The following is a 24,584-nucleotide window of genomic DNA, read 5'->3' as shown; positions in this document are numbered from 1 at the left end:
CCGCTATACGGATTGTTGGTATGCGTTGATTATATTTTCTTTAAAGGATTTCTTGTACGCCTCACGATTCAGCTGCGTACAGATAATGTTGTAATTGTCGTTGATAAATGCCGTTTGGTCATTCTCTAATATCTTTTCAATCACTTTATTCATACCTAAACCATCCCCCTCAGGGAAAAGCCAATGTTCGGGTAGAACCTCCTTCATGCCATCCACCTTAGAGGCAGCAATAGGCACTCCGTAAAGCATTGCCTCCAGTATAACAAGTGGAAATCCTTCAAACCTGGATGGCATGACAATCAAGTCAAGCTTCCTGTACCAATCCCTGATATCACTAATCCAACCATGAAACGTTACCTGATCTTGAATTCCCTGACGGATAGCGAGTTCACGACATGCATCCAGATCGGGTCCATCACCTAGTATGTGAATGTCAAAGTTTTTTACCAGAGGGTGTTGGGTAATAAGTTGAAAGAACAAATCATGACGTTTCTGATAAAATTCGACCCTGCCGATAATTCCCAGCTGTATTCTTTTGTTTTTGCCCTTTTCAAACATGTAACAAGGCGGTGACACATCTTCACTTTTGACACCGTAATATGAAACAAGAATACGTTCATCTCGTACATGATATCTATGATGAAGATAATCCGATGATGTTTTATTTGTCGTAAGAAAAAAATCAGGAAGAGAATACAACCATCGGTATAATGACTCCTGCACAAAAACATCAAAAGAGCTTTTCCCTCTGACAAGAGATACCGGATGTGCCATCGGAATAAAACTCATGGTTTTTACGCCAAGCATCTTGGCTGCCCTCAAACCGCAATTGGAAAGACCTATAGCGCCTTGTGATACGAGTATCATTTCTGGCTCTAAATCTCTCATTAAGTTGGAGATCTCTTGAACTGTCTTAGTCTTGAAAAGAGCCCTAAAAATATCACCCGGTCTAGTCTCAAACTTCGTCGCAATGACTGAGAGGCCTGAATCGATTAAGGACAACTCATTAATAAATCGATCATTTTTCTCAGACACAATTATTGATACAACGATATCTTCGTCTTCAATCAGAGCCTGGATTCCTTCACAGAGGGTCCTTTCATGGCCTCCAAAGACGACGGGGTCACTATAAATGAGAATTCGCATATAGGTACTATTGCACTTTTTTACTGCTCCCTTCACGTATCATTCCCGTGTAGAGCTCTTCCAATAAATTTACAACATGCTCGATACTATACTCTGAAACGATTGTATTTCGTCCTTCAATCGCCAACGAAACGGATAATTGGTCATTATCGTACAAATCAACTATCGCTCTTGCTAAAGCATTGCTGTCACCTACGGGCACGGCAATGCCATTCACACCGCTCTGAACAAGGCTTTGATGAGTCGGTATGTCCGAGACGATAACAGGAACAGCCCAACTCATAGCTTCCAGAAGTGCATTGGACAGCCCTTCGACTCTTGATGGTAGAACAAATAGCCTCGCTTTTTGCAGATATGAACCGACATCACTGACTGAACCTCTGAAATCAACGGACCCCACACATTGTTTCTCTTTGAGGTAGTTTTCCCAGACAGAAGAATCGCCCCCACCCAGAACAATGAGCTTCAAATCAGGTCGCTGTTTCTGGACCTCTACCCAGGATTCAAATAAAATATCAAATGCCTTGCGATGAGTTCCCTGCGTCAGGTTGCCTATGTATACAATTGCTTTAGACTCAAGTACAGAAGCTCTTTTTTCAGGTATTTCAACACCATTCGGTATCAGGCTGACTCTACTACGACCTATACCAGTGGCCAGCATACTCTGCCGAATAGCTTCCGTTATAGCAATAAAGCTTGATTCTTTCCTCAAACCTGACAGTTTCTCTCTCATCGGAGTATCATAACTGATTGTTTTTTTATGAGGATAATCTGCCTCCTTACATATAATCGGTACATCCAACCCCTGACATGCCCACTCTACAGCACCTGCTATCCAGTGCGCTTCATGAACATGTATAACATCATACCCAGAATGATTCTTGCAAAAGTAATTTTTCGCAGACCACATAAATGACAGCCTGGAGAGCCATGTGAATGGTAATGACAACCAGAAAAGCATACTCGCAGGTATTTTCCTTGAAGGTGAGAGTATCTTGATAACCGACGTTAATAGATTCTGAAACTCAATGACCACCCAGGCAAAGTCACCTAGCCTTATAACTCTTTCACCACTCAGCCCTTTTCCATCACGATCTAGATTCTTCTCATTATATGCTGTGATGACTGTACACTCATGTCCTCGTCCGGTTAACTCATGTACCAGTTTCCTGCATTGACGCTCAGCCCCACCCTCTAGAGAGGGGTAGTACTTCCAGATTACCATGCATATTTTCATAATAAATAAGAACAGGTATAAAGGAGGCAGAACAGATTCATAAGTACACTCTCAAATTCTTAACTGGGTAAACCAAAGCCTACTAATCACATCTTTAAGGTTATCCGGTCTTCGATTGACTCCAGCCCTTTACCTTTTCATTTCCCGCATATCAAGTCTATTCTTTGATGAAGTGTAATATATTTACGTTCATCAATTCGCATACGAATTCTGCAAAAGAGGTCATAACGTATTAATGTAATCACAAATTCTCTCCAGCATGCTCGATTATTTTGGAAATATCATATTCCTTGATTTTTTTTGCTGGTGATCCCGCAATTAAAATATTGTTTTCATCAAATGTTTTATTCACGGTAGAGTTAGCACTTATGGCGACATTATTTCCAATTTTTATATCTCCATAAATTACGCTTCCTGGTCCAATATATACATTATCACCAATTTGAGGCGCTTGAGGGCTTCCACCAGATGCACCTATATTTACATTTGCATGAATTCTGCAATTCTTACCAATTCTCGCTTTGTGATGGACGACTATTGTTCCATAGTGAACTATGGCCAAACCTGGGCCAAAAACATTCTCTGGTATTGAAAAACCTAAAGATATTGATTTGCGTCGAAACTTATGTAACAAGTAATAATAAAATAATTTACCAATAAAACCTTTCTTACAATTATAATAATATTCTAATTTTCTCAGATTTTTCTGGAAGCCCCAGATAGGATTGGGATAAACAAATTCATTGAGCTTCTCTCTGAAACTACTGATATTTATTCCCAATGCGACACTGTCTGCTGCCAAATATTTTAGATAATCTTTTTTAGATTGAATCATAGCTCATAGCTGTAAATATATTTTCCGTGATGCTCTGCTATAAAAAAGGTCGGTGCTTACCTGTCATTTCTTCAAAAAAATATCTTGTGCACAAAGAATTCCACTGACGAGCAGGCCAACCCGGCTTATTCTCTGGGAAAAGATAATAGGCTGCCTCTTTCTTGAACAATGGGGAGTTCATAGCAAACCATTCCTCTTGCAATGATTTTTTCATTCTACCGGTACACCAGTCTGACCAAGGGACGCTGAATCCCATTTTAGGCCTTTCTGTTATCGACTTGGGTACGTACCGTCCAAGCAGTTTGCGGAGGAGGTACTTTCTCTCTCCATGTGGATCTATTTTTAGGGAAAACGGTAGCTTTGCTGCATATTCTACTATTCTATAGTCAAGAAACGGGCTTCTGCATTCAAGTGCGTGATACATACTCATCCGATCGACTTTCACAAGAACATCATCGGGCAAATACGTCTTTATACTTAAGTATTGAAATGCACTTAATAAATCATATTCACTTACACGTGAAAACCATTTCTGTCGCTCACTGAACACCTCATCCAGCTCTACTTTTGAAAGTAGTTTTTCATTAAACACATGCTTTAGATGTGAAATAGGCATCACTCTTTCAAGGGAAAGAAAACGTTCATCACCTCTTTTAAAACCCAATTGCGCAAAATCAACTATTGATTGAAAAAGAGATGTCCTCTTACGCATCAACCATTTTTGCTTAGGGCTACCCCACAGACTCATAGCTTTTGTATAACTGTCATAACCTGCAAAGAGTTCATCACCGGCATCGCCTGTTAAAACGACTGTTACGTGTTTCCTCGCTTCACGGCATACAAAAAATGTGGGTATAGCAGATGAATCTCCGAACAATTCATCAAAATGAGTGGCGATAGGCTTAAAATATGGTGCGAAATCCACATTGACCATGAGTCGTGTATTTCTCATACCAATGTGATTGGCTATTTCATGTGCTACCTTGGATTCATCAAATGTGTCGTTATCAAATCCAATTGAAAAAGAATCTACCGAGCCTCCAGTCAATTTGGCTGTTAGGGCTGAAATAAGGCTTGAATCAATACCACTGGACAAAAAGACACCCACTGGAACGTCTGAAATCAACCGAAGCCGTATCGAATCGGTCAAGAGTTCTTCTAACTCATCGCAATAATCATCGATACTTCGCTGCCCGTCCTCCTCTGGAGTAAAAATGCAATCCCAATATTCTGTCTTCGTAAACCTTCCATCCTGAAAAACAGCAAAATGCCCGGGCTCTAAACGCTTTACCTGCTTAAAGACGGTTCGTTCACCGGAAGTGTAGCCATACAACCAGAATTCGGCCAGTGCCGCGTAATCGAGAGCACCTGTATCGACAAAACCGCCTGCAATCAGCGCCTTAATTTCAGAAGCAAAAACAAGAGTTCCTTCATCAGTTAGAATATAATAAAGCGGCTTCTTACCCAGCCTGTCACGTGCAAGGACCATACATCGTTTTTTCTGGTCCCACAGGGCAAAAGCAAACATGCCATTCAAACAGGGGAGCAATTTCTCTACTCCCCACTCTTCGTAACCATGAATAAGGGCCTCAGTGTCACTGCAGGAACGTACTGCATGGCCTTCACGCACGAGTTCATCAACCAGCGATTGATAATTATAACACTCCCCATTAAAAACGATCCATATTGCCTCATCCTCATTCGGCATTGGTTGCCGGCCGGCATCTGTCAGGTCAATAATGCTTAAACGGCGGTGAGCCAATCCCATGAACGCAGTATCTCCGGGAGAACACCTCTTGCCATCACTTCGTAATTGGAGCATTCCAGCAGCATCAGGCCCCCGATGTGACAAGCTCGTACACATCGCTTGAAGCTTTGTTTCAGTATCACCGGAAACATAACCGGAAAAACCTGCAATTCCACACATTTCAATGTAATCCTAATTTGGGGAACCTAGTGCCAGGCCCTTTTGGTAAATAGTATAACCTGCGACAAATCTCGATAACAGCGAGGTCAATTATCAAAGGCTCTGCATATAATCGCATGCGGGCGCCCTGCCCATTGAGCAGAGAAGCACAGAGGGGAAGTGAGAATATGACAAGACCTCCAAGCAACATCCAGTCGCCTCGGACAACGGCACGAAGAAGAGCAAGAAAGACCAACAAGTAAGCTAAAATATATATCAGCCAGAAAGGCAAATTTTTTAAAATACCAAAATTAACCTTACCCTCAGTAGTAAAGATGTTGTTTAAATAAAATCCTTGGCCGAAAACGTTCAGTACATACTCCCAGTGCGGCTCAAAGAGATTCCATACAACATGATACGTCATTCTTTTTGCTGTCTCAATCGGGTATTCTCGAACAACCGAAACAGCGAACTCCCTTTGGATTCTGATTTTTGTTACACCACGGGCTTCTTTAAATGTTTTAAGTTCTTTTTCATACTCAGCGCCTCTATCTTTTGCTATCAGAACCGGACCCGCTAAGTACCGGGCAAGATTATCAGAAAGAATTGAAGTAGGAGTAAATGTACCATGGTGTATATAGTTACGAAAAGCAGGTGCGTTCCCGGTTATGGCCATAACAGCCACTGAAAAAACAACTATCGCCTTCACACGTCCTGAGATCTTGTCTCGATACAGTTGGGAAGAATAGAGCAATAGAAAAAAAACAGCTGGGAAAAATAATCCAAGAGTAGGACGGATTTGCGCTGCCGCCCCGAGCAATACAACCTGTAATAGTGTATATCCCCACGATTCGTTTCGTACGGCCAACGCACCGCATGCTAATCCGGCATACAGAAGACTCGTAAACATCTGATCAGATATCAACAGACCGGTATATGCCGTTCCCACACCTAAAAATAGCAAAAGAGCGATGATCACCGTTGTATTTTTCCCGGATTCAGGAAACCAGCATCGAACAAGTATACTATTGCAAGGAAAGAGTAACGCAAAAGCAAACAGTTGACATATGTATGCGGCCAGTATCCAATGATCATGAAAGACATACATCATTACGGCCAGGAATGCTGGATACCCAATGGTACGATGCAGGTCGGGCTCTCCCTGTCGACTAAACGTTCCTGTGTCCAGAAAATTTCGTGCCGGCTCCACATAGCTCATGATATCACTACCATTCCATGGATGCCAACCTCCGTTAATCTGATCGGGAAGGGTTAAACTGAGCCTTCCTTCTGGCAAACAGTAGAGAGACAGAAAGACAATAGTTAGGCAAAACAAAGCCCACAAGTATTGTTTGAGGAAGTCTTCTAAAGATATGTCTGAATAGTATTTCACATCAGAAACCTGGAGTAGACCGCCTCAACCCTTTCCGCAACAGATTGGATTGAGAAGTTTGTTTCTATTCTTTCCCTGGCTGCCAGGCCATAGGCTCCACGCATTGTAGCATCCCTGTACATAGTTAGAATCGCATCACTTAATGCGCTGCTGCTATTAACCGGGACTATAACACCTGTTTTCCCGCTGATTACAACTTCACGATTACCTGGCAAGTCTGACACGATCGCTGGCAGGCCAAAGCTCTGCGCTTCCAATAGCGCATTTGAGATGCCTTCTTTTCTTGAGGGAAGCAAAAGGCAGCATGACTTCATAAAAAGACTTTGAATATCTGAGCAATATCCCGGAAAAGATATAGAGTCCTCGATTTTATACCGATAGGCCAGTTCCTGCCATTCGGCGTAGTCGCCACCACCAGCCATTATCAACCGAGCGTTAGGTTCCTGAGCTATAACGTTGCGCCAAGCTTTAACGATGATATCAAAGCCTTTATGAGCGGCAGTTTGTGAAAAGTTACCAAGAAAAAGGAAATTGGAGTTGCTCGAAGGATCAGCGATCGTTGTTGGAATCTTAACCCCGTTCGGTATGACAGTAATCTTATCTTCATAAACTCCATTTGCGCAAAGATCGTCAGCCATAGCATCTGTTAGTGCTATAAACTGAGGCCGCTTTCTGTATCTATCAATAAACGATCTGGCTGGGACACAAACCAATTCGGGGAACACCGGCGTATCAGCACCCTTACATATAACGGCTATACCAAATATTTTCCCTGCAAGAGTAGCGGTACCTGCTATCCAGTCTGCGGTATGAACATGTAATGTATCAAACTGATTTTTCCGCTTCTTTAAACAGAGAACAAGAGAACAATAAAAGACGAGAATATTCAGGTAACGAACACTATTGGCGGCAATTTGGCCGAGGAAAGACCGAACAAAACTTGGCTTGCCACCACCCTCGCTATCACCACCGACATTTCCTCCACTATATTCAAAGCAGTTATCGTGTTTACTGCTGGTTGATGCTTTCCGGCTTTTAAACCATGATTCAAATATGGGTAAACGGATGACATGTACTTCATCATCAAATTCCTCGCGTAGAAGGCTACTATCTCCTAACGAAGTAAGAACGGTGACCTGATGCCCCCTGTCCACCAACGCTTTGGAGAGCTTTCTACATTGGCTTTCTGCTCCACCCGCCTTCTCTGGCCAATAATAGTACACAAGCATACATATACGCATAACTCATTGACCTCGAACCGCTTCTGCACATTCATCCACAACATGTTGAACAGAGACACCATCATATTCTATTGTTTTTACTGAGAGTTTACTCAACTGCCGAGTCATGGATCGTAAATTCTGATACGATATTTCCAGATTCAGCACCATCTCCCTTTCAGAGAGGCCATCAATATATTCAGGAAACCTACTGCGACGACCCATTCTCGCGATACAGTCTCTCGGAGAAGTTGCAACAAAAATCGCTATATCCGGAAGTGGGATGGTCGTAAGGTATTTTTCAACGTCATCACTATTCACAGCACACTGACAATTCCCATGCACAGTATGCATCCGGTGGCAAAACCATTCGTCGGCAATAAACACACTGTTTTTAAAAGTCATTGATTTGAGCAATTGCGCTTCTACACATGTTTTTGCTACGGCACCAATTATCGACCGCGCATGAACTGCTGACACTTGTGATGTATGAATCGTATGCACTACCTGTTCTATAAATTCAGGCCACTCAGCAAAATGGTTCAGCAGTTCCTGCAGACAATAATCTTCGTGAATTATTCGTCGCCAGATCGTTTTAGGAACAAGGGTTTTAACCAGTGCAGTTGCCCATCCATCATCTCGCACTCTGAGACCTGTATCAACAACTTCCTTTCTGCTATAGACCCTAAAACCTTCTCTTCTTAAACCATTCTGCAGTTTTTCTTCGAGATACGTTTTACCTGAACCGGGGAGGCCGTAACATTCAATCACAGGCATTGTTCAAAAAGGGCCAGGTAATTGAGGAAAGTAAAGAAACTGATCGTTAAGGATCCCACCTTTTTCAGAAAAAAAATCAGCAATCTCCTGAGGGACATATCCCTTTTTTTCTTTCTCCTGTAATCGGTTTAACATAAAAAATATTTTGCCGTTCTCATTAAGAATATTTGATGCAAGATTATTGAGCAGATACTCCCACTCTTTTACACCCCAATGCTCCTCATAATCCTTCCCAGTCTCAAAGGTAAGTTTTGAGTGAAACCGTGTCCTAAATCCAGTGATGAGGTCGAATTTTTCACCATCTGTATCTACTGGCGTAAAAGGTTCGATCTTCAGGTCGAGAGAATCTACATTCAATAATTGGAGCAACTCTTTATTTGGAGATTTCTGCAGTACTCCCGGAATGTCGGAAACATAGGATTGGTGCCCATATTTTTTGCAAAAATAGGCAAACAAACCTCCTCTTCCTCCAATATCAAGTATCTTTAATGGTTTACTTTTTTCAATTCCTAACCAGTGAACCATTTCAACAAAAAGGATTTGATTTTCCAAACCTTTCCTTCGATCTTCAGTTGTTGGATACTTTGATAATAATCCCAGGTATTCTTCTTGAATTGAGGCCATCAGCTTCTCAGATTCGTGCTGGAAATAGCCAGATCTGTAGAGTTTCTTGTTGACAAGTCTTAGACCAAGAACGCTGAGCCCTTTACTGATAATTGGTGAAAATGCCACACTTACCTCAAATTGATTTATAAATATAAAATTAAATGTTTGTTGAGTAATACTATCTTTACTGTCGAAACGACAGTAAACCTCTCCTCAAAGAACCATACCACTCATTAGCAAGCCTGATAGTACAGAATAACCTACACGACTTAAGTATTAAAGAAAGCCGCTCTCCAATTCCACCATAAATAACATTTTTATGAAACGGTTGAATATAAGAGAACAGTTCCTTGGCTTTCTTTTTTGAACCGTTTTTCCATAACATAGTGGTTGTTCGTAACAGAATAGATTGAGCGACAGGGATATTGTCTGCCAGGTTGTTATTACGATAATAATCGAGAACACGTTTTCTGACTGCGATATGCGAGTCCATACCACTTGGCATATGACTCAATCTCAACCCATCATCGGTCTCCCGGATTTTTGTATAGGCCTCAGGTTCTAGACAAACCCCAACGTTGCCTTGATACAATACCCTGAAATTATAATCAACATCCTCCGCACATGAGATATTCTCATCCCACATAAAACTTTCTATAATAGACCTTCTATACATGAAAATCTGTGTGCCCCAATGCACTTGAGCAATTTCAACTGGGGTAAGTTTATCGTTATCATGAGCCTTTGGAGTATAGTGACTAATGATTTCATCACTACCTTTGAATCTCACTATACTGGCGGCACATAATTCACAATTGGTAGATTCTAATTTATCGACCTGCAGTTGAATTCTGTTTTCACCTAGCAAATCATCTGAATCATGAAACAATACATAGTCACCACTACTCTCTTTAAACCCATAATTTCTAGCGGCTGACACTCCCTTGTTCTCCTGTGTTAGCCATTTTAATGAGATTCCACTGTCCGAAGCAGATTTTGAGAATTTTTCAACATGATCTCTCGTAGAATCTTTTGAACCATCATCAACTACCACAAGTTCCAGAGGGCGATATCTTTGTTTCAGAACCGATTCTATGGAATCCTTTAAAACCCTGGAACGATTATATGTCGGTATAATAACAGAAACTTTTTTTGATAATTGCATCTTAAGATCTAGCACCACTATCTATAACAGTGGTTAAATTGAAGAGACTCATCGTAAAAGGGTTAAACAATTGGTTTTAACCAATAACAATTTTTTGCATATTTACTAACGCTGAACTGAGTTTCAATAGAAGATAATTGTTTCATTCTTTTCAAATCTTGCTCTATCTCACTTTTTCTCATCCCTGGAAATTTTTGGTCCGTATAACCATCAGGCGGATTGACAGTTTCTCTGTAGCAATGGAGATTGATACGCCAAAACCGTTTAATTTTTCTTAAAAACTTCACAAGCGAGCCTGTACCCTCCCCTTCGAAGTTTTCAGCAATCCCGGTAATTTCATTTGCGATTCTCTCTGCTGCACTTTCACCTGATTGGCTGATAATATGTTTTTCTATAATTCTTCTTCTCCCATCATTCCAAAATTCGTTTTTAAAGGATTGATCATTTCGACTTTCTAAGGCATCCCAAAGCTCATCAAGATTATAGACATTAGTACTTAGCGAGTTAGGAAGATCATTTTCATAACGAGGAAACTCCTCAGCTCTATATGCTATGGGTAGAATCCCTAGCAAGTATGACTCAACAGCTGTTGTGCAGTTAAAATGGATAACTGCTTCTGATGCAAGTATCCATTCGTGTACATTACCGGTAGCATCGACATGAAGTCTTTGATTATTTTCTGCCAGTTCCAACCATGGATTATGGCTCTCAGAAGGGTGTGGCCTTACCACAATAGTATAATCAGGATACCTGGATAATAGTTCAGGTACCATTTCAATAAATGAATTATGAGCAACCCTATGCATTTCAATCCAACCATCCAAATAACCCGGTTCATCGGCTAGTGGATAGTGGGCGAGCATTGTCTTTAATTCATCTTGTGTTTTGTAATGGTTGAAAAATGCAAAATTCGTATTGACCAGTAACATTTTTCCAAATTTGTTCTTTAACTCCTGAACCTTAGGCAAATAAAATTTACGTAGTTCTTCCCTTAAAAAATCAAATCTCGGATTTCCACAAATAACAATCTTACTGCTAAAATCCTGGTACTCTTCACATATTGCATCTTTTTGTACTGAGCCCCAGGCAAAGAATTTTTCTACTTGATTAAATGCTTGTGGATCTATGCGCAGCTTCCTAAACATCCAGGTATTGAAGAATACAAGCCCTTCTTCATCCCATGAAACAACTTTATGGCCCATAGACAGACATCGCTCAAACCAATCTTTTCTTGTAGCAGCAACACTTTTGTCGAGATATATTGATGGTTCAATTAAATCGCAATAATCCCATAAGCGAACCTGGTCTCCGAAAAGAACAGGGTGTCCACGTCGTAACAGTTCTAGTGCGAGAAAGAGTTTTCCATGGAACTCCCGAGATTTTGTCTCTACAGGGATAATTACTGGTATCTTTTGTGAATGATTCATGAAAGAAAAAGACCTTCTCTGTTGATGATAAATTCGTTTACGCTATCATTGTAGTCGAAATTAATTGTGTGCATATCTTTTTTCATTTTATGAAAATGGATATACATTAATTCAGTCTCATCAGCATCGAATACCTGTCCATTTTTCCACAAGAAATGTCTTTTCGTACCATCTCCTAACGCACGTTGGTGGGCACCGCTGGTGGTCAATACCTTGTTCCAATAGACATTGGGCTTAACAAAACCACCAAATTTATTGAAATACTTTAACCGTATTACCCAATTTGGTTTATGGACCATGTATAAATAATTCGTAATAAATTCCTCATCAATGGCGTAATTCCTTTCTGCTGCCATCATGGTTTTTACATTAGGAATGTCCTTATACATCTCATTAAATCTATTTTCATTCTTGAACAGGCAGAAATGTCCAGATATGCGGTCAATTCTGGAAGTTATCATTTCATATTTTAAAAGAATTTCAGGGGTGATGAATTTCTTGATATCACCCCAAACAACATCAAGATCACAGTAACCCCAAAAATCATAACCTTCGAATTCTTTTGAAAATATTTTTCCATATGCCACTTTGAAATCGTTAATCTTATAGGCATATTCCGGTTTAACATTTACCGGTATTTTCAAAGATGACGAAACCCTATCATTAAAATCTTTCAGATCTATATTCAAAAAACGAACATTAGATGGACCATCAGGCAAAGCAGATTGATCCATATTCGTAACGATGAGCCAATTGACATCAGGGTTTTTCCGACAAGATGCCATAAATGCTGGCATCCAATAAGGTAACGGCCCCATATAAGCACACATTAATATGATACTGCTTTTATCTTCGCGTGACTTGGTCTTCATATATTTCGTCCAATCAACCTGCTGATTAAGATATTAACGAATAATCTAATTCTAAACATTAAATTAAAGTATTTTTTTCTGATTTTTTTTGATTCTTCTTGATTAGCTAAACTGCCTTTAGTATGCGCACTCAAGCCATCAAAATAGAATACTGAAACTATGTAAGATAAATGTTTAACGGTTGATTGATTCTTAACGATAGCCTTTGAATAAAAGTCCCAATCTGAATTGACGACATAACTCTCATCATAACAGGCTAATTCTTCTAACAATTTTCTACTTATAAATGTTGACTGATGTGGCAAACAACGATGATACAGGTAGTATGCATAATCTTCAACTGGCTGTAAGAATTTAACTTTCACGTTATTCTTAACTTTATTGATTTCGTATATGCCCCCGTAATTTATATCTGCCTTTTCCTTTTCACATTCAAATTTCTCAATAGCATCTTTATCGTAAAACTTGTCCCCACCATTAATAAATATACAAAATTCCCCACTTGATGCTCGGATTCCTTTGTTCATAGCGTTGTAAACACCAGAATCCTTCTCGGATATCATCACATCAATTTTATCACCATATTCTTTTAAAACTTCCAGGGTATTGTCAGTGGACCCACCATCAACTATAATCCATTCGTAATTATTAGATATCTGAGATACAACTGATTCTGCAGTGTCTCTAATGCGATCTTCTTCGTTGAAACATACTGTAACTACGGAAACAAGTGGGCGGTTTTTTGGGAACATGTGAAGTGATGATGAGTCTTAGCTATATAATAATTTATACTGGAATAAATAACTGTTGGTCTTTTCTTAAATGTTATTTAACTATATTTTTCTAGATGATCTAATGCTATCCAGAATCCCTTGCCACCGTTCTTATGTCCCTGCCAAATTTCTGGAATAAAGGATGCATGTGGTATCTTTTCTTGAAGTACTTTCATCAACATACCAAAATCTATTTCTCCATCTCCTATCTGGAGCCCTTCTCCATCAAGGCCCTTTGCATCCGCAATATGCATGTGAGCAGTAACATGGGCAATATCTTCAATAAATCTAGAAAATGGGTATTTGGTAAAATTACATGCCAATTTTGAATGGGACAAGTCTAAACAAATTCGAAACCCGTGTGATGTACAAAAATCTAGTATTTCACTAGAATCAATAAACAAGTTATGAAATCTCTGTCCTCCGAAATGCCAAGGATACGGAGGCATGGTTTGCGGTATAATTTCAACTCCGTCCTGATCTACCTGGTTCAGACTATCAATAAGAATTTCGTAGTACTCTTTCCTCACTTCCTTTGCGATAAACCCATCAGCACTAAAACCACCTGGGTTTAGTACTATCAAAGGGCAATCAGAGCTAGGAAAATACGACTTCAATTTCCTAGTTATATCTACGACTCTTTGAAGTTCAGTTATCGATCTAGATCGATAATCATGATCAGGGGTACAAAGATCCAAAATATGATCACCTTCAAAAAGTTCTGGGCTATGTACCACTAAGTCATGAGAAAAAGCTTCACTGAAGAATTTTTCAAAATCTTCTTCCAAATCTTTATAACTAAGGTGAATTTCGAGTAAGTCTAAGGAACAACTGGAGGCAATTTGAACTGCATCATGATACCTGACAGGCACACCATATCTATGAGTAAATTTAAAATCTCTTGGTTCTACCTCCAAACCTTCAATATCCTCAGGATAGAAAAAATCACCTTTTTTAAAATCACGTGAGGCTTCTAATCCGATCAGTTCATTTTTTTTGTAGGGGGCCAGCCCCTTGCCAGGACTTTTAACCTCAACCATCCCCTCAAGAATACGTTCCCCCTTTTTCAATTCCTGATTAATAACAAGACTTTTTGCTAAACTTTCCCTGTTTATAAGTTCTCCTTGAGTAATATCACGATTGCCAGAGGTCCCTAAAGCCAACTCAATAGATCTGATTCCTTGAACCATTTCTTTAAATTCATGAGGAAGGAGGCTTATTTTATGATCATTTCCCTCCATTGATCTATCAAGAGTAAAGTGTTTTTCTATTACCTTAGCACCCTTAGCAACAGCAGCTTGCGCAATACTCCCTCCTCTTTCGTGACCTGAATAGCCAACAGGAAAAGGACTCAACTCACCTAGTCGGTCTAGGTAGTTAAGGTTTATGTCTTTAAAAGGAGCAGGATACGTTGAGTTACAGTGTAACAATATGAATTTAGCACCTATTCTTTTTAGAATATCAACACCTGCTTTTACCTCCTGTTCATTACACATACCGGTGGAACAAATCATCACTTTCCCTTTTTCTGCGATACTTTTCAAAAAGTCATGATTGGTGAAATCTGCAGATGCTATTTTAAAAGCCTGCATTCCATATTCATCAAGAAAATCTATAGATGGCTGATCCCACGGAGTGCATAAAGGAATTGTGCCTACCTGTTTACAATAATCAAATATTTCTATGAGTTCGTCATTGGATAACTGATATTTACTGAGTAGATCGAGGACATACTGAGAACCTAGGTCTTCCTTTGCATCATTAGCATTGCCGGTATTGCTATAGAGCTCAGTCAGGTCCCGCATTTGAAACTTTACACAGTCAGCACCAGCATCTACAGCAGCATCTACAAGTTTCTTTGCAAATGCAATGTCCCCATTATGGTTGTTGCCGATTTCAGCAATTATGAATGTATTACTTTCATTAGAGATTTCGGTAGAATCAATAATCAAAGATGGAACGCGTTTACTAGCTATAGCAATGAGATGAAATTTGTCATCAACAAGGGGGACATATTCAATCCTGCTTGAAAAACGTTTGCTTAAATCGGCAGGGTGTTCATTAACAGAAGAATATTCAAAGCTTTTATTGCAAATATCTATTATTGGCTTCTGGATATCTGTATTATTTTGCTTCTCTATCAACCATCTTCGAACATCTCCGTCTGAGACAATACCTTCTAGTACGCCAGTTTCAGACACAATAAAGATTATCCTCATGTTGTTCGCATCCATCTTCTCCAAGCCACGAACTATGGGGTCTTCACTAAAAACAATGTATTTTGAAATTTCTCTATCTATAATCATGCCCAGAACCTTAATACCATTATTTATTTTGTTGATGAAGCAATTGTTCTGCTATGAGCAAATCAGCCGGCACGTCGATTTCAAAACATCGTTCTTCAGGCATGACAGACATTACAACTTTTCCAAAAAAACGGTATTTACGTTGTAAGAACTCCTGTACTCTCATTACGTAAACCGCTCCAGTTTCTATGTACTGTTTTTCTCTCTCCTGCCTCATCGGACGATGGTATTTATCATGATTTATACCTACAAGTTCGCCGTTATGATCATTCTTCCATAAATAATAGTGAAAGGGGGCAACAGTCAGTGCTGAATCGCCATCTTCCTCTATAAGTTTACCTATAGTCTGGTCAATATCTTCCGTAGTGGTAAGTGGAGATGTGCATTGCAAAAAAACGAGTATATCTGGTTGATAATTCTCTGTTTTATACAACTCATCGAGTGTATATATCAGCGCGAGCTCAGAAGAAGCCAAATCACCACTTATATCAGAAGGTCTTATTACAACTTCAGCACCCTCTTTTAGCGCTACTTCCGAAATCTCATGATCATCTGTTGAAACAATAAGTCTCTCTATATATCGTGACTTCTGAGCAGCATGTATATTGTAATATATTAAAGGGTGTCCCCCTATTGGTATGATATTTTTACCAGGGATACCTTTGGAGCCACCGCGAGCAGGAATTATAGCTAAACATTTCAACATTAAGGTCTCTTATGATTTTTTTTTAAAACGATACGCTATTGTTGTTCCACTCCTATCATCATGCAAATGACATGGAGCGGCTTTCTCTAACCATTTAAGAAAACGATCAACCTTAGAGTTATCCAAATTTGCATCTCTAAGTGCGTTTCTTAATCTCTTTTCAAAATCAATTATTAACCTGTCTCCACTCGCCCAATCAAAATCTGTTGATTTATATTCCAATTCTAAATCATACCTTGATGCAAACTCTTCAAAATCAAAGGGACATAGAAAATGAAGATCTGTTAGTGACATTGGTACATCTAAAAGAAGTTGGAGTGCCATCCACACATACCCTCGTGGATTGATAAATGAAGGTGAGGAAGTGATCAGCCATCCTCCTTCATTCACACATGTGTAGAAAATATTTTTTAATTCTTCAAACGGATTATCTAAATGTTCAAGCACCCCTTGTAAAACAACAACATCATATTTTTGTTTAAAATCACGATAATCCGAACATTGATAAGTAACATTTTCAATATGAAAATTTGACCTAGCAATCTTTATTGCTTCTTCACTATAATCTGTTGCATCAACTGTTTTTGCACCTGCAAAACTTATCATCGCTGCAAGCCGTCCTTCTCCGCAACCAATCTCTAATACCTTTTTATTATTCCATGATGGAAGCATTTCCATTATCAATTTTGATTCAGGATATGAGTTGTAAGTGTAAAACATTTTGGAGTTATTTTTATATACACTATTATACTTATGAGTAAGGTCTTTATTTAACATATCATTTATTAAAAGTTGTTTTATACATCATGTCCATAAGAATTAATATATGGTTTCCAAAATTCCAGATCATATTTCCACCATGCATGACAGCCGAACGGCAGGGTTTCATCTCCCTTTATAAACCTTTCAGGTTGAAGTTCTACACTAAACTGTGAAGCTATTTCTGCGTTTGGCAGATTGTACCAAGTATTTCTTGAGCCAATTGTGCACCAGAATATATCTTCATTTTTTTTCCAATTATTAAAAAGAAAGAATGTATTATTTCTAAAAATAGTCATTTTCAAAAACAATAAGATCCTGCCTGGCAATGTTCCTTCAGTGTTGAGTATGTTATTTCTATATATGTGAACATCTTCGATATATTTAAATGTTAATAGTACTTTTAATTGGTCAGTCACATTTCTCAATGACAGACCACCATTACCTATACCAATAATTGATGACCGTTCATCGGCACTTTCGTAACATTCAAGCCAAGGAGCCCCTATATATGAATAACCGTTGTTAACCCAATAAACTAAATCATCTTTGAAAACAAATGTGTCAAGCTGGCATATCAATATATATTTAAAATTTACAAATTTTAAGTAAAATCTTAATGACAATAGCAATCTATTGTAACCTTCAATATTTGTGAAGTAATCCTTGTGAAAGTATTTTACTGAATAATTTACATTATTTTTACTTAAGATTGTTTCAACACGTTCTAGGTCAACATTCTTGTTTGTTGCAATTGTAAAGTGATGCTTGTTAAGTATGGTTGAATTTTGCTCTAGTGATATTTTTTCAAATTTGGACAAATTATCCTTCCATATAGGCACAACAACTGTTACTAATTCTTCCATAATCAGTTATTTATAAAAGAATAAATTAAGCTGCAAATCCATTCCTACCATACAGTTTCGATCCACAAAAGGTTGGTATCTAGTAAACGCCTCGTGAATGTGATAACGATAGTTCAACTTGTTTAATAAATATAATATTTCATGTAACCGTTGTTCAGAGCCATTCCTTGAATGATATTCAATAAAAATATGATCGCATCTTGATAATTCATTATCACAATCAAATATGACTTCATTTTCAGCTCCCTCTATATCAATTTTGAGCATATCAATTTTTTCATACTCACATAAAACATCTTTTAGTCGTATAGATTGAACCTTAACGGTATTATTATCATTTTGACCTTGCATATGAATAGCCCCAGAATGGCCACCTTCAACATCAAACAATACTCCATCATTGTGCACCCATAATGCTTTTTGAACTAATTCAATATCGTTAAACATAAAACTATCGATATTACAAGAAAGTATGTCGAAAAGGTTTGGGTCTGGTTCGAAAGCAATTATTTTGGCACCAGGATATAATCGTTTGAAGTAAACTATACTCATACCAATATTTGCGCCACAATCTACAATAACTGGACGACTAGATTCTGACATGAATTGGTATACACCCTTATTAAGTATACCATCAATATCTCCCAACAATGTACAAGAATCATTAGATTTAATAACAACTCCGTACAGTTTAGTCTCTACAGGAGTGTATCTCGGCATAGATTTAAGCTTTCGCCACTCTTTGAAAGATAATGCCTTTTCAGTATTTTTCAAAAGTGAGAAGTATTTTCTAAACATATTTAAAACCATATATTATTGTACTTATTGTTTAATATAAAAATCATTAAGGTTATGAAATGCTTTAGGTTCAGTGTTGACAAAAATTATGTTTACTCACATACATCTCTACCCTTTCCGAAACAATATCCGCCAATGATTAGCACTACAAACATCTACATAGTTAACTATCTAGTTTTAATACAATGTTCTGCACAGCTTGATGTATTCCACTTTTTTAATCAAAATCATATTACCTCAGACTAAAAAAACACTGCCCATATTAGGACATTTTATTCAATATGTACAATCACATTCACAAAGCTTTTTCTCATATTAAAACGAATCTTTCTCCAATATCTTTCCAAGACAGAAGAGTATAAAATCAGGGCCATTTTGATACGACTAACACCATAATCAAGACCTAATTTATCTCTACAAAGCTCTATCTTATCTTTAGATAATTCTAATACATCTTTATTAAACATATCACTATACTTATCATGTTCTGTCAATTCTAAAACACCCTTCTTTATCTGCATGTCATTATGATTTATCAATCGAGGACGCTCTCCAATAATAAAAAATGGAATACCCATTTCAATACTATAATAAGTATATGTACCTATTTGATTAGATGCACTATATTTGAACATCTTCAACAAGCTGTATAATCTTTCAACAAAAATAGGATCATAAGGACTCCCTGCTGTGTACACTGGAATTTTATTATCTAAGTATATTTTATAATCTCCATTTACAATATCATGGTAATGGAGACACACACAAACTGGTTGATGTGAATCAGGCAACTCATTTAAGTCATCAATAAATTTTGAAACATTAGAAACATTGCTAATATTAGGTGTAGTATGAGCTGGAAAAACCAGTGTTCCTGAACTATCAGCATCCTGCTGTATTTTCATTTTTCTCCGATAAAAAACAAAGGGAGAAAATAAGGTGTAGCATCTCTTACCTGTATTTTTTCTATAGTATTTGGTGTTATCATTATCGTAACAAAACATGCAGAAAGCATCATTATTTCTTTCATGCTCAGGTATGCCATTATCTTTGTAATCAAAAGTAACACCATGATTTGAATATACATAAAGTGGAAGAAACTGTGGATAGAATCCATAATCTCTAATCAATCGGCCTATAGAATATACTTCTGATACCCAATACTTATAGCATTTCTCATTATTTTTTGTAGCATTTTCATTACATAACAATAGTAATTCATCTTCCGAATAACCTTTATAATCAAATGTATCCATTTTCATAAGGTATGGCCATGATGATAATTTTTTACAAATAAAATTGATTTATATCAATCTACAAAGTCTACAAAATTAGATCCCAAGATAGAGGAGTTCCAATGCTAACATTTTTAGTTACTTTCCTTCCTATAACAATATCATGGAATTTGGGAGCCAATCCATACCCCGGCCTAATAGCTCTAACATTTTCAGAGGTTAATACCTCACCAACCTTCATATCCTTCGTAACATAGAGGGAGCGTCTAAAATTAAGAGACTTCTTTTCTCTACTTGTTGGTCCATACATTACACTTCCCAGAGATTCCCAAGCCCTCGCTGTTTCCTCAACGAGATTTTGCATCTCAGCCGGTTCTAACGAAAAAGCACTGTCAACACCTCCGGCACTCCTGTCTACTGTAAAGTGCTTTTCAATCACGGTGGCTCCCAACGCAACACTTGCGACAGCAACACCCAAGCCCCGCGTATGATCAGACAACCCTACCTCACAATCAAAAAGCTTCTTCATGTGAGGAATGGTCGAGATATTCGTATCAGCTGGAGAAGCAGGATATGTACTTGTGCATTTTAGTAAAACCAGCTCTTTAGCACCAGCACTTCGAGCAGTGCTGACAGCTTCGTCCAATTCAGCAACAGATGCCATTCCCGTAGAAATAATCAGTGGTTTACCTGTTTGTGCGACACGCTTGATGAGGGGTATGTCAATATTTTCAAAAGAAGCAATTTTATAGCAGGGAGTATCTAGCTCCTCAAGAAAATCGACCGATGATTCATCAAAAGGTGTACTGAATGGAATCATGCCTAATTCTCTGGATTTATCAAAGATCGCCTTATGCCATTCCCATGGCGTATGCGCCTCCTGATATAAATCATACAAGGATCTGCCATCCCAGAGGCTTTCACCATCCCTTATCACAAACCCTTCACCCTTCACATCAAGGGTCATGGTATCAGGTGTATACGTTTGAATTTTTAAAGCATGAGCACCTGCTTTTGCAGCGGCTTCCACAATCTCGAGAGCGCGTTCCAAAGACTGGTTATGATTACCAGACATTTCAGCAATAATAAAAGGAGGTTCTTCTATACCAACAGCCCTGTCAGCAATCTGTATACTTTCACTCATCTGAGTTAACTCTCTTCCTGTAGCTTGTTTGATCAATGCAATACCCTGCATTTGCAAACAGCCTATGTGATGATACATTGTTTTCAAGCACGCAGGCCATAAGGACGGAAATGTCAGGGCGATTCGTAATTAACCAATTCTCAGCAGCCATCAAAAGTCCATGTCCCAGACCGCTGTCACTGATTGGAGTACGATATATTGATACTTCGCCCGATGTATCATATATATCAAAACGCACTACGCCCACAGGGATATCACCAAGAAAACCAAGCAGCAATAATCGTTTCTGTGATTCTAAAACCTTTGCAAACCACTCTTTATGAGCTTCAAACGATAGCGCTTCTGTTTCCCGTGATACGGAACGAACATCTGGATGGTTCCGCCACTCATATATTTTCTCTAAATCGCTGGAGTCAGCCTCCCTGATTTTTATCGACTGTCCATTGAGAAAACTCGTCACCCTCTGACAGCCCTTACCGTCGACCAGCATCATCCCAGTATGTGAGATATGCTCTCGCAGGTGCTCGTTTTGGAACAGAGATCTCAAGTGACATTTCATTGCTTCGGTATAATCATCATAGCCCGAGATCAGATAAACCAGCCCAGCTGCTGCAGCATCTCCGACCTGTTGATTCTGATTTTCAGCGGTACTCACCACCATTGTTGGCAACCCAAGACAGCATCGTTCCATAGTCACTGTACCTCCGGCACCGATTGATAGATCAGCTGAAGCCATCAATTTCTCAATTTCATCTGTTTGAATATGACATGTAAAACCATATTCCTCGCAGACTCGATAAATATCCTTCTTGAAAGGATGTTGCCGACCAATGACGACATCAACATCTACGCCCTTGACATCAAGTGACAACAATGCGTTGATTGCTAAAGTTGTATAATTGTGGAAATCCACACCACCAAAAAACAATAAGAGCCTTTTTACCTGACCAGATCTGACTTCAGTCGTTTTCCTCATTGCAAGAAAAGACTTGCGAAGTAACGCAAAACGAGGCCCCAACAGCTTAGTACAGCAAGATGGCACCAAATCTCGATATCGCTGTTCCATATCCTGATAATAGTTCTGGTCCAGCAATATATCGCAATCATGGGTGCGGTTGGCAAGATCATCAATAACCATAATCCGGTCAACCATAGGCCGCACTGCTGATTCCCATCGATTATCAAGAGCGTAATGATCGACTATCAAGGTTTCAAATTTGTTTTGAGAAAGAAACCTCATTGTCGCCTTAGCGTCAACAACCTGATCAACTCCAAGCCAATCACAATAATAAGAAGACTCTTGGAAGCTTTCCTCTTTGCTGCCACCATCAAGTTTGGAAAAATGATATCCCCTGGTCGTTATCTCCGCCTGAAAGTGTTTAGGCATGTGGCGGCAGATAAAAGTAATATCATTGTAGTAAGCATTCAGGCTGTCTGCCAATGTCAGACATCGCATGAAATGCCCGGTGCCTATAACCTCTGAAGCATCAACACGAATAGCAATTTGACGACTATTCTTCATTTGTGAGTGATTACCTGATAGAGTTTTTCAGCGCGATTCCAATCCGCTTCTTCGTCGATATCAATGACTCTCCATTGAGGTATTTCATAACCGATCCCTTCACTGTGAATACAATCATTATGTAGCCATGCCTCACAGTTTCCCCAGTAAAATTGTCCAGTATCGTGGAAAAGGACTTCTAAATCCTGAGTCCGGGTTTGCACATACTCCTTAAAAAACGGTTCAACTTTTCCATCAACCGTTAACCTCAGCGATCGCTGGACTGCTGATGGAAACCGTGTTACAGGAAAACAGAATTTGCCATCTCTTTTTACCAAAAGATCGAACGCACCTTTCAAATCCTCTTTTCGGATAAAAGGAGTACAGGGGTAGATGCAGCAGACATACTTTATTTTCCAACCAAGGTCGCAACACATTTGAATCCCATGCTCAACAACTTTGACTGTCGTAGTGTGATCATCTGCTAACTGTTCCGGTCTAAAAAATGGCACTTCTGCCCCGCAGTCTTGTGCTATCTCAGCTATCTCATGGTCTTCGGTAGACACCACGACATGTTCAAAAAGGCCTGATTCCCTGGCGCAGTCAATAGCGTAGGAAATCATTGGCTTGCCGTAAAAGGATCGTATGTTTTTTCGAGGAATCCTTTTACTGCCACCTCGTGCAGGGATTATTGCGATATTCAATAGCCCACGGCCTCTTTTAGAGCTTTTACAACAGTGTCCTGCTGATCTTCAGTCATCGTGGAAAAAACAGGCAAACTGATGGCCTCTGAATAATATTTTTCAGCTTCGGGATAATCACCTTGGGCGAAGCCCATCTGTTGATAAAATGGTTGGGTGTGTATTGGTATATAGTGAAGGTTAACACCTACTCCAGCTTCCCTTAATTTATCAAAAACCTGTCTATGAGTCTTTTGAATCCTATCTAACTCCAAACGGATAACATAAAGATGATAACTTGAATATGTATCAGGATGTTGCCAGGGGGTTACAACTGGCAAATCTGCAAGAAGGGAATTATACCTACCAACAATAGCATGCCTTTTTTTAATAAAATTGGTCAGCCTATCGAGTTGGCTAATCCCCAACGCCGCCTGCAGGTCTGTCATTCTGTAATTAAAACCGAGGTCTAGTTGCTGATAATACCAACTACCGTCAGTTACGTGAGTCATCAAGTCTGTGTCGCGAGTAATCCCATGACTACGCAGCAATGCCATTTTTTGTGCCAGATCGGCGGATTGGGTCAGCGCAATCCCTCCTTCAGCGGTTGTGATAATTTTGACTGGATGAAAACTAAATACTGTAATATCGCTATAACTACAGTTACCAATAAACTCATCACAGTATTTTGCACCTACAGCGTGTGAAGCATCCTCTATCAACTTAAAACCGTAGCGACCGGCTAAGGTATGCAACGCCTTCATATCACATGCCTGACCACATAAATGAACGGCTACAACAATTTTTGGCATCCGCCCTTCTTTTGCGGCAAGTAGTAGCTTATTCTCTAATTTTCTAGGGCATAAATTATATGTAATGGGATCAATATCTACGAAATCAACCTTTGCACCACAATATAGACCACAATTTGCAGAGGCAACAAAAGAAACAGGGGTCGTCCAAAGCCAGTCCCCCTTACCAAGCCCTAGAGCAAGACAAGCCAAATGTAAAGCTGACGTAGCGCTATTGACAGCAACACCATGTTTGGCGCCGACATATCTTTCCATCTTTTTCTCAAATGTCGGAACCATAGGCCCCTGAGTTAGATAGTCAGACTGTAAGACACGTACCACCGCATCAATGTCTTCCTGGCATATATCTTGACGTCCATATGGTATCATAGATCTGCATTCCCTATATTCAATTGCATGACCTGAAGCCGTCCAATAGAA

At 39.1% G+C, this 24,584-nt stretch carries 22 protein-coding genes; all 22 read right to left on the bottom strand.

Annotation, left to right across the window (positions count from 1 at the left end; genetic code table 11):
* Positions 1–3: 3 nt before the first annotated feature.
* The 22 genes from GA520_RS08925 to pseC all read right to left on the bottom strand — a co-directional run bounded on the left by GA520_RS08925 (position 4) and on the right by pseC (position 24,533).
* Positions 4–1,035: a glycosyltransferase gene (locus GA520_RS08925; protein ID WP_163339182.1), complete on the bottom strand. Its 1,032-nt coding sequence runs from the start codon at positions 1,033–1,035 to the stop codon at positions 4–6.
* Between the two features lie 118 nt (positions 1,036–1,153).
* Positions 1,154–2,371 (bottom strand): glycosyltransferase family 4 protein, encoded by a 1,218-nt coding sequence (locus GA520_RS08920; protein WP_163339183.1) that lies wholly within the window; start codon positions 2,369–2,371, stop codon positions 1,154–1,156.
* Between the two features lie 253 nt (positions 2,372–2,624).
* Positions 2,625–3,218: a serine O-acetyltransferase gene (locus GA520_RS08915; RefSeq protein WP_163339184.1), complete on the bottom strand. Its 594-nt coding sequence runs from the start codon at positions 3,216–3,218 to the stop codon at positions 2,625–2,627.
* 37 nt (positions 3,219–3,255) lie between these two features.
* Positions 3,256–5,082, bottom strand: a complete 1,827-nt coding sequence (gene asnB, locus GA520_RS08910) for an asparagine synthase (glutamine-hydrolyzing) (protein ID WP_240910205.1) — start codon at positions 5,080–5,082, stop codon at positions 3,256–3,258.
* Positions 5,083–5,146: 64 nt separating this feature from the next.
* Positions 5,147–6,103: a hypothetical protein gene (locus GA520_RS08905; RefSeq protein ID WP_163339186.1), complete on the bottom strand. Its 957-nt coding sequence runs from the start codon at positions 6,101–6,103 to the stop codon at positions 5,147–5,149.
* 410 nt (positions 6,104–6,513) lie between these two features.
* Positions 6,514–7,758 (bottom strand): glycosyltransferase family 4 protein, encoded by a 1,245-nt coding sequence (locus tag GA520_RS08900; protein WP_163339187.1) that lies wholly within the window; start codon positions 7,756–7,758, stop codon positions 6,514–6,516.
* 3 nt (positions 7,759–7,761) lie between these two features.
* Positions 7,762–8,514 carry a hypothetical protein gene (locus GA520_RS08895; RefSeq protein WP_163339188.1) on the bottom strand — a complete coding sequence of 251 codons (753 nt, stop codon included), beginning with the start codon at positions 8,512–8,514 and terminating at the stop codon, positions 7,762–7,764.
* 3 nt (positions 8,515–8,517) lie between these two features.
* Positions 8,518–9,246 carry a class I SAM-dependent methyltransferase gene (locus GA520_RS08890; protein ID WP_163339189.1) on the bottom strand — a complete coding sequence of 243 codons (729 nt, stop codon included), beginning with the start codon at positions 9,244–9,246 and terminating at the stop codon, positions 8,518–8,520.
* 58 nt (positions 9,247–9,304) lie between these two features.
* Positions 9,305–10,285 (bottom strand): glycosyltransferase family A protein, encoded by a 981-nt coding sequence (locus GA520_RS08885; protein WP_163339190.1) that lies wholly within the window; start codon positions 10,283–10,285, stop codon positions 9,305–9,307.
* A gap of 62 nt (positions 10,286–10,347) precedes the next feature.
* Positions 10,348–11,712 (bottom strand): surface carbohydrate biosynthesis protein, encoded by a 1,365-nt coding sequence (locus GA520_RS08880; protein WP_163339191.1) that lies wholly within the window; start codon positions 11,710–11,712, stop codon positions 10,348–10,350.
* Positions 11,709–12,584, bottom strand: a complete 876-nt coding sequence (locus GA520_RS08875; RefSeq protein ID WP_163339192.1) for a DUF6625 family protein — start codon at positions 12,582–12,584, stop codon at positions 11,709–11,711. Before GA520_RS08875 ends, GA520_RS08880 begins: the two co-directional genes overlap by 4 nt.
* Positions 12,581–13,336, bottom strand: coding sequence for a glycosyltransferase family 2 protein (locus GA520_RS08870; RefSeq protein ID WP_163339193.1), 756 nt, complete (start codon positions 13,334–13,336; stop codon positions 12,581–12,583). Before GA520_RS08870 ends, GA520_RS08875 begins: the two co-directional genes overlap by 4 nt.
* A gap of 77 nt (positions 13,337–13,413) precedes the next feature.
* The gene (locus GA520_RS08865) at positions 13,414–15,663 is read right to left on the bottom strand and encodes an N-acetylneuraminate synthase family protein (protein ID WP_163339194.1); all 2,250 of its coding nucleotides are present in this window, start codon (positions 15,661–15,663) and stop codon (positions 13,414–13,416) included.
* 19 nt (positions 15,664–15,682) lie between these two features.
* The gene (locus GA520_RS08860; protein ID WP_163339195.1) at positions 15,683–16,369 is read right to left on the bottom strand and encodes a cytidylyltransferase domain-containing protein; all 687 of its coding nucleotides are present in this window, start codon (positions 16,367–16,369) and stop codon (positions 15,683–15,685) included.
* Between the two features lie 9 nt (positions 16,370–16,378).
* On the bottom strand, positions 16,379–17,089 hold the full coding sequence (locus GA520_RS08855; RefSeq protein WP_240910206.1) for a bifunctional 2-polyprenyl-6-hydroxyphenol methylase/3-demethylubiquinol 3-O-methyltransferase UbiG: 711 nt from the start codon (positions 17,087–17,089) through the stop codon (positions 16,379–16,381).
* A gap of 77 nt (positions 17,090–17,166) precedes the next feature.
* The gene (locus GA520_RS08850; RefSeq protein ID WP_163339197.1) at positions 17,167–17,994 is read right to left on the bottom strand and encodes a DUF5672 family protein; all 828 of its coding nucleotides are present in this window, start codon (positions 17,992–17,994) and stop codon (positions 17,167–17,169) included.
* Positions 17,995–18,000: 6 nt separating this feature from the next.
* Positions 18,001–18,792 (bottom strand): FkbM family methyltransferase, encoded by a 792-nt coding sequence (locus GA520_RS08845; RefSeq protein ID WP_163339198.1) that lies wholly within the window; start codon positions 18,790–18,792, stop codon positions 18,001–18,003.
* A 272-nt stretch (positions 18,793–19,064) separates the two neighbouring features.
* Positions 19,065–20,054: a hypothetical protein gene (locus GA520_RS08840; RefSeq protein WP_163339199.1), complete on the bottom strand. Its 990-nt coding sequence runs from the start codon at positions 20,052–20,054 to the stop codon at positions 19,065–19,067.
* Positions 20,055–20,115: 61 nt separating this feature from the next.
* Positions 20,116–21,171, bottom strand: coding sequence for a pseudaminic acid synthase (gene pseI, locus GA520_RS08835; RefSeq protein WP_163339200.1), 1,056 nt, complete (start codon positions 21,169–21,171; stop codon positions 20,116–20,118).
* Positions 21,164–22,693: a UDP-2,4-diacetamido-2,4,6-trideoxy-beta-L-altropyranose hydrolase gene (pseG, locus tag GA520_RS08830; RefSeq protein ID WP_163339201.1), complete on the bottom strand. Its 1,530-nt coding sequence runs from the start codon at positions 22,691–22,693 to the stop codon at positions 21,164–21,166. Before pseG ends, pseI begins: the two co-directional genes overlap by 8 nt.
* Positions 22,690–23,376 (bottom strand): pseudaminic acid cytidylyltransferase, encoded by a 687-nt coding sequence (gene pseF, locus GA520_RS08825; protein WP_163339202.1) that lies wholly within the window; start codon positions 23,374–23,376, stop codon positions 22,690–22,692. Before pseF ends, pseG begins: the two co-directional genes overlap by 4 nt.
* Positions 23,373–24,533 (bottom strand): UDP-4-amino-4,6-dideoxy-N-acetyl-beta-L-altrosamine transaminase, encoded by a 1,161-nt coding sequence (gene pseC / locus GA520_RS08820; protein WP_163339203.1) that lies wholly within the window; start codon positions 24,531–24,533, stop codon positions 23,373–23,375. The genes pseF and pseC overlap by 4 nt, the downstream gene beginning before the upstream one ends.
* Positions 24,534–24,584: the final 51 nt, after the last annotated feature.

The sequence above is a fragment of the Desulfopila sp. IMCC35008 genome (assembly GCF_010646885.2).
Classification (GTDB): Bacteria; Desulfobacterota; Desulfobulbia; order Desulfobulbales; family Desulfocapsaceae; genus Desulfopila.
This window is presented reverse-complemented; position numbering and strand designations above follow the sequence as displayed.

Coding starts and splice junctions, on each gene's coding strand:
- GA520_RS08880 (WP_163339191.1), bottom strand. CDS start 11,712: ATGAATCATTCACAAAAGATACCAGTAATTATCCCTGTAGAGACAAAA.
- GA520_RS08870 (WP_163339193.1), bottom strand. CDS start 13,336: ATGTTCCCAAAAAACCGCCCACTTGTTTCCGTAGTTACAGTATGTTTC.
- GA520_RS08900 (WP_163339187.1), bottom strand. CDS start 7,758: ATGCGTATATGTATGCTTGTGTACTATTATTGGCCAGAGAAGGCGGGT.
- GA520_RS08865 (WP_163339194.1), bottom strand. CDS start 15,663: ATGATTATAGATAGAGAAATTTCAAAATACATTGTTTTTAGTGAAGAC.
- GA520_RS08855 (WP_240910206.1), bottom strand. CDS start 17,089: ATGTTTTACACTTACAACTCATATCCTGAATCAAAATTGATAATGGAA.
- pseC (WP_163339203.1), bottom strand. CDS start 24,533: ATGATACCATATGGACGTCAAGATATATGCCAGGAAGACATTGATGCG.
- GA520_RS08920 (WP_163339183.1), bottom strand. CDS start 2,371: ATGGTAATCTGGAAGTACTACCCCTCTCTAGAGGGTGGGGCTGAGCGT.
- GA520_RS08850 (WP_163339197.1), bottom strand. CDS start 17,994: ATGGAAGAATTAGTAACAGTTGTTGTGCCTATATGGAAGGATAATTTG.
- GA520_RS08895 (WP_163339188.1), bottom strand. CDS start 8,514: ATGCCTGTGATTGAATGTTACGGCCTCCCCGGTTCAGGTAAAACGTAT.
- GA520_RS08915 (WP_163339184.1), bottom strand. CDS start 3,218: ATGATTCAATCTAAAAAAGATTATCTAAAATATTTGGCAGCAGACAGT.
- GA520_RS08845 (WP_163339198.1), bottom strand. CDS start 18,792: ATGTTTAGAAAATACTTCTCACTTTTGAAAAATACTGAAAAGGCATTA.
- asnB (WP_240910205.1), bottom strand. CDS start 5,082: ATGTGTACGAGCTTGTCACATCGGGGGCCTGATGCTGCTGGAATGCTC.
- GA520_RS08840 (WP_163339199.1), bottom strand. CDS start 20,054: ATGAAAATGGATACATTTGATTATAAAGGTTATTCGGAAGATGAATTA.
- pseG (WP_163339201.1), bottom strand. CDS start 22,693: ATGAAGAATAGTCGTCAAATTGCTATTCGTGTTGATGCTTCAGAGGTT.
- GA520_RS08875 (WP_163339192.1), bottom strand. CDS start 12,584: ATGAAGACCAAGTCACGCGAAGATAAAAGCAGTATCATATTAATGTGT.
- GA520_RS08885 (WP_163339190.1), bottom strand. CDS start 10,285: ATGCAATTATCAAAAAAAGTTTCTGTTATTATACCGACATATAATCGT.
- pseI (WP_163339200.1), bottom strand. CDS start 21,171: ATGAGTGAAAGTATACAGATTGCTGACAGGGCTGTTGGTATAGAAGAA.
- GA520_RS08860 (WP_163339195.1), bottom strand. CDS start 16,369: ATGTTGAAATGTTTAGCTATAATTCCTGCTCGCGGTGGCTCCAAAGGT.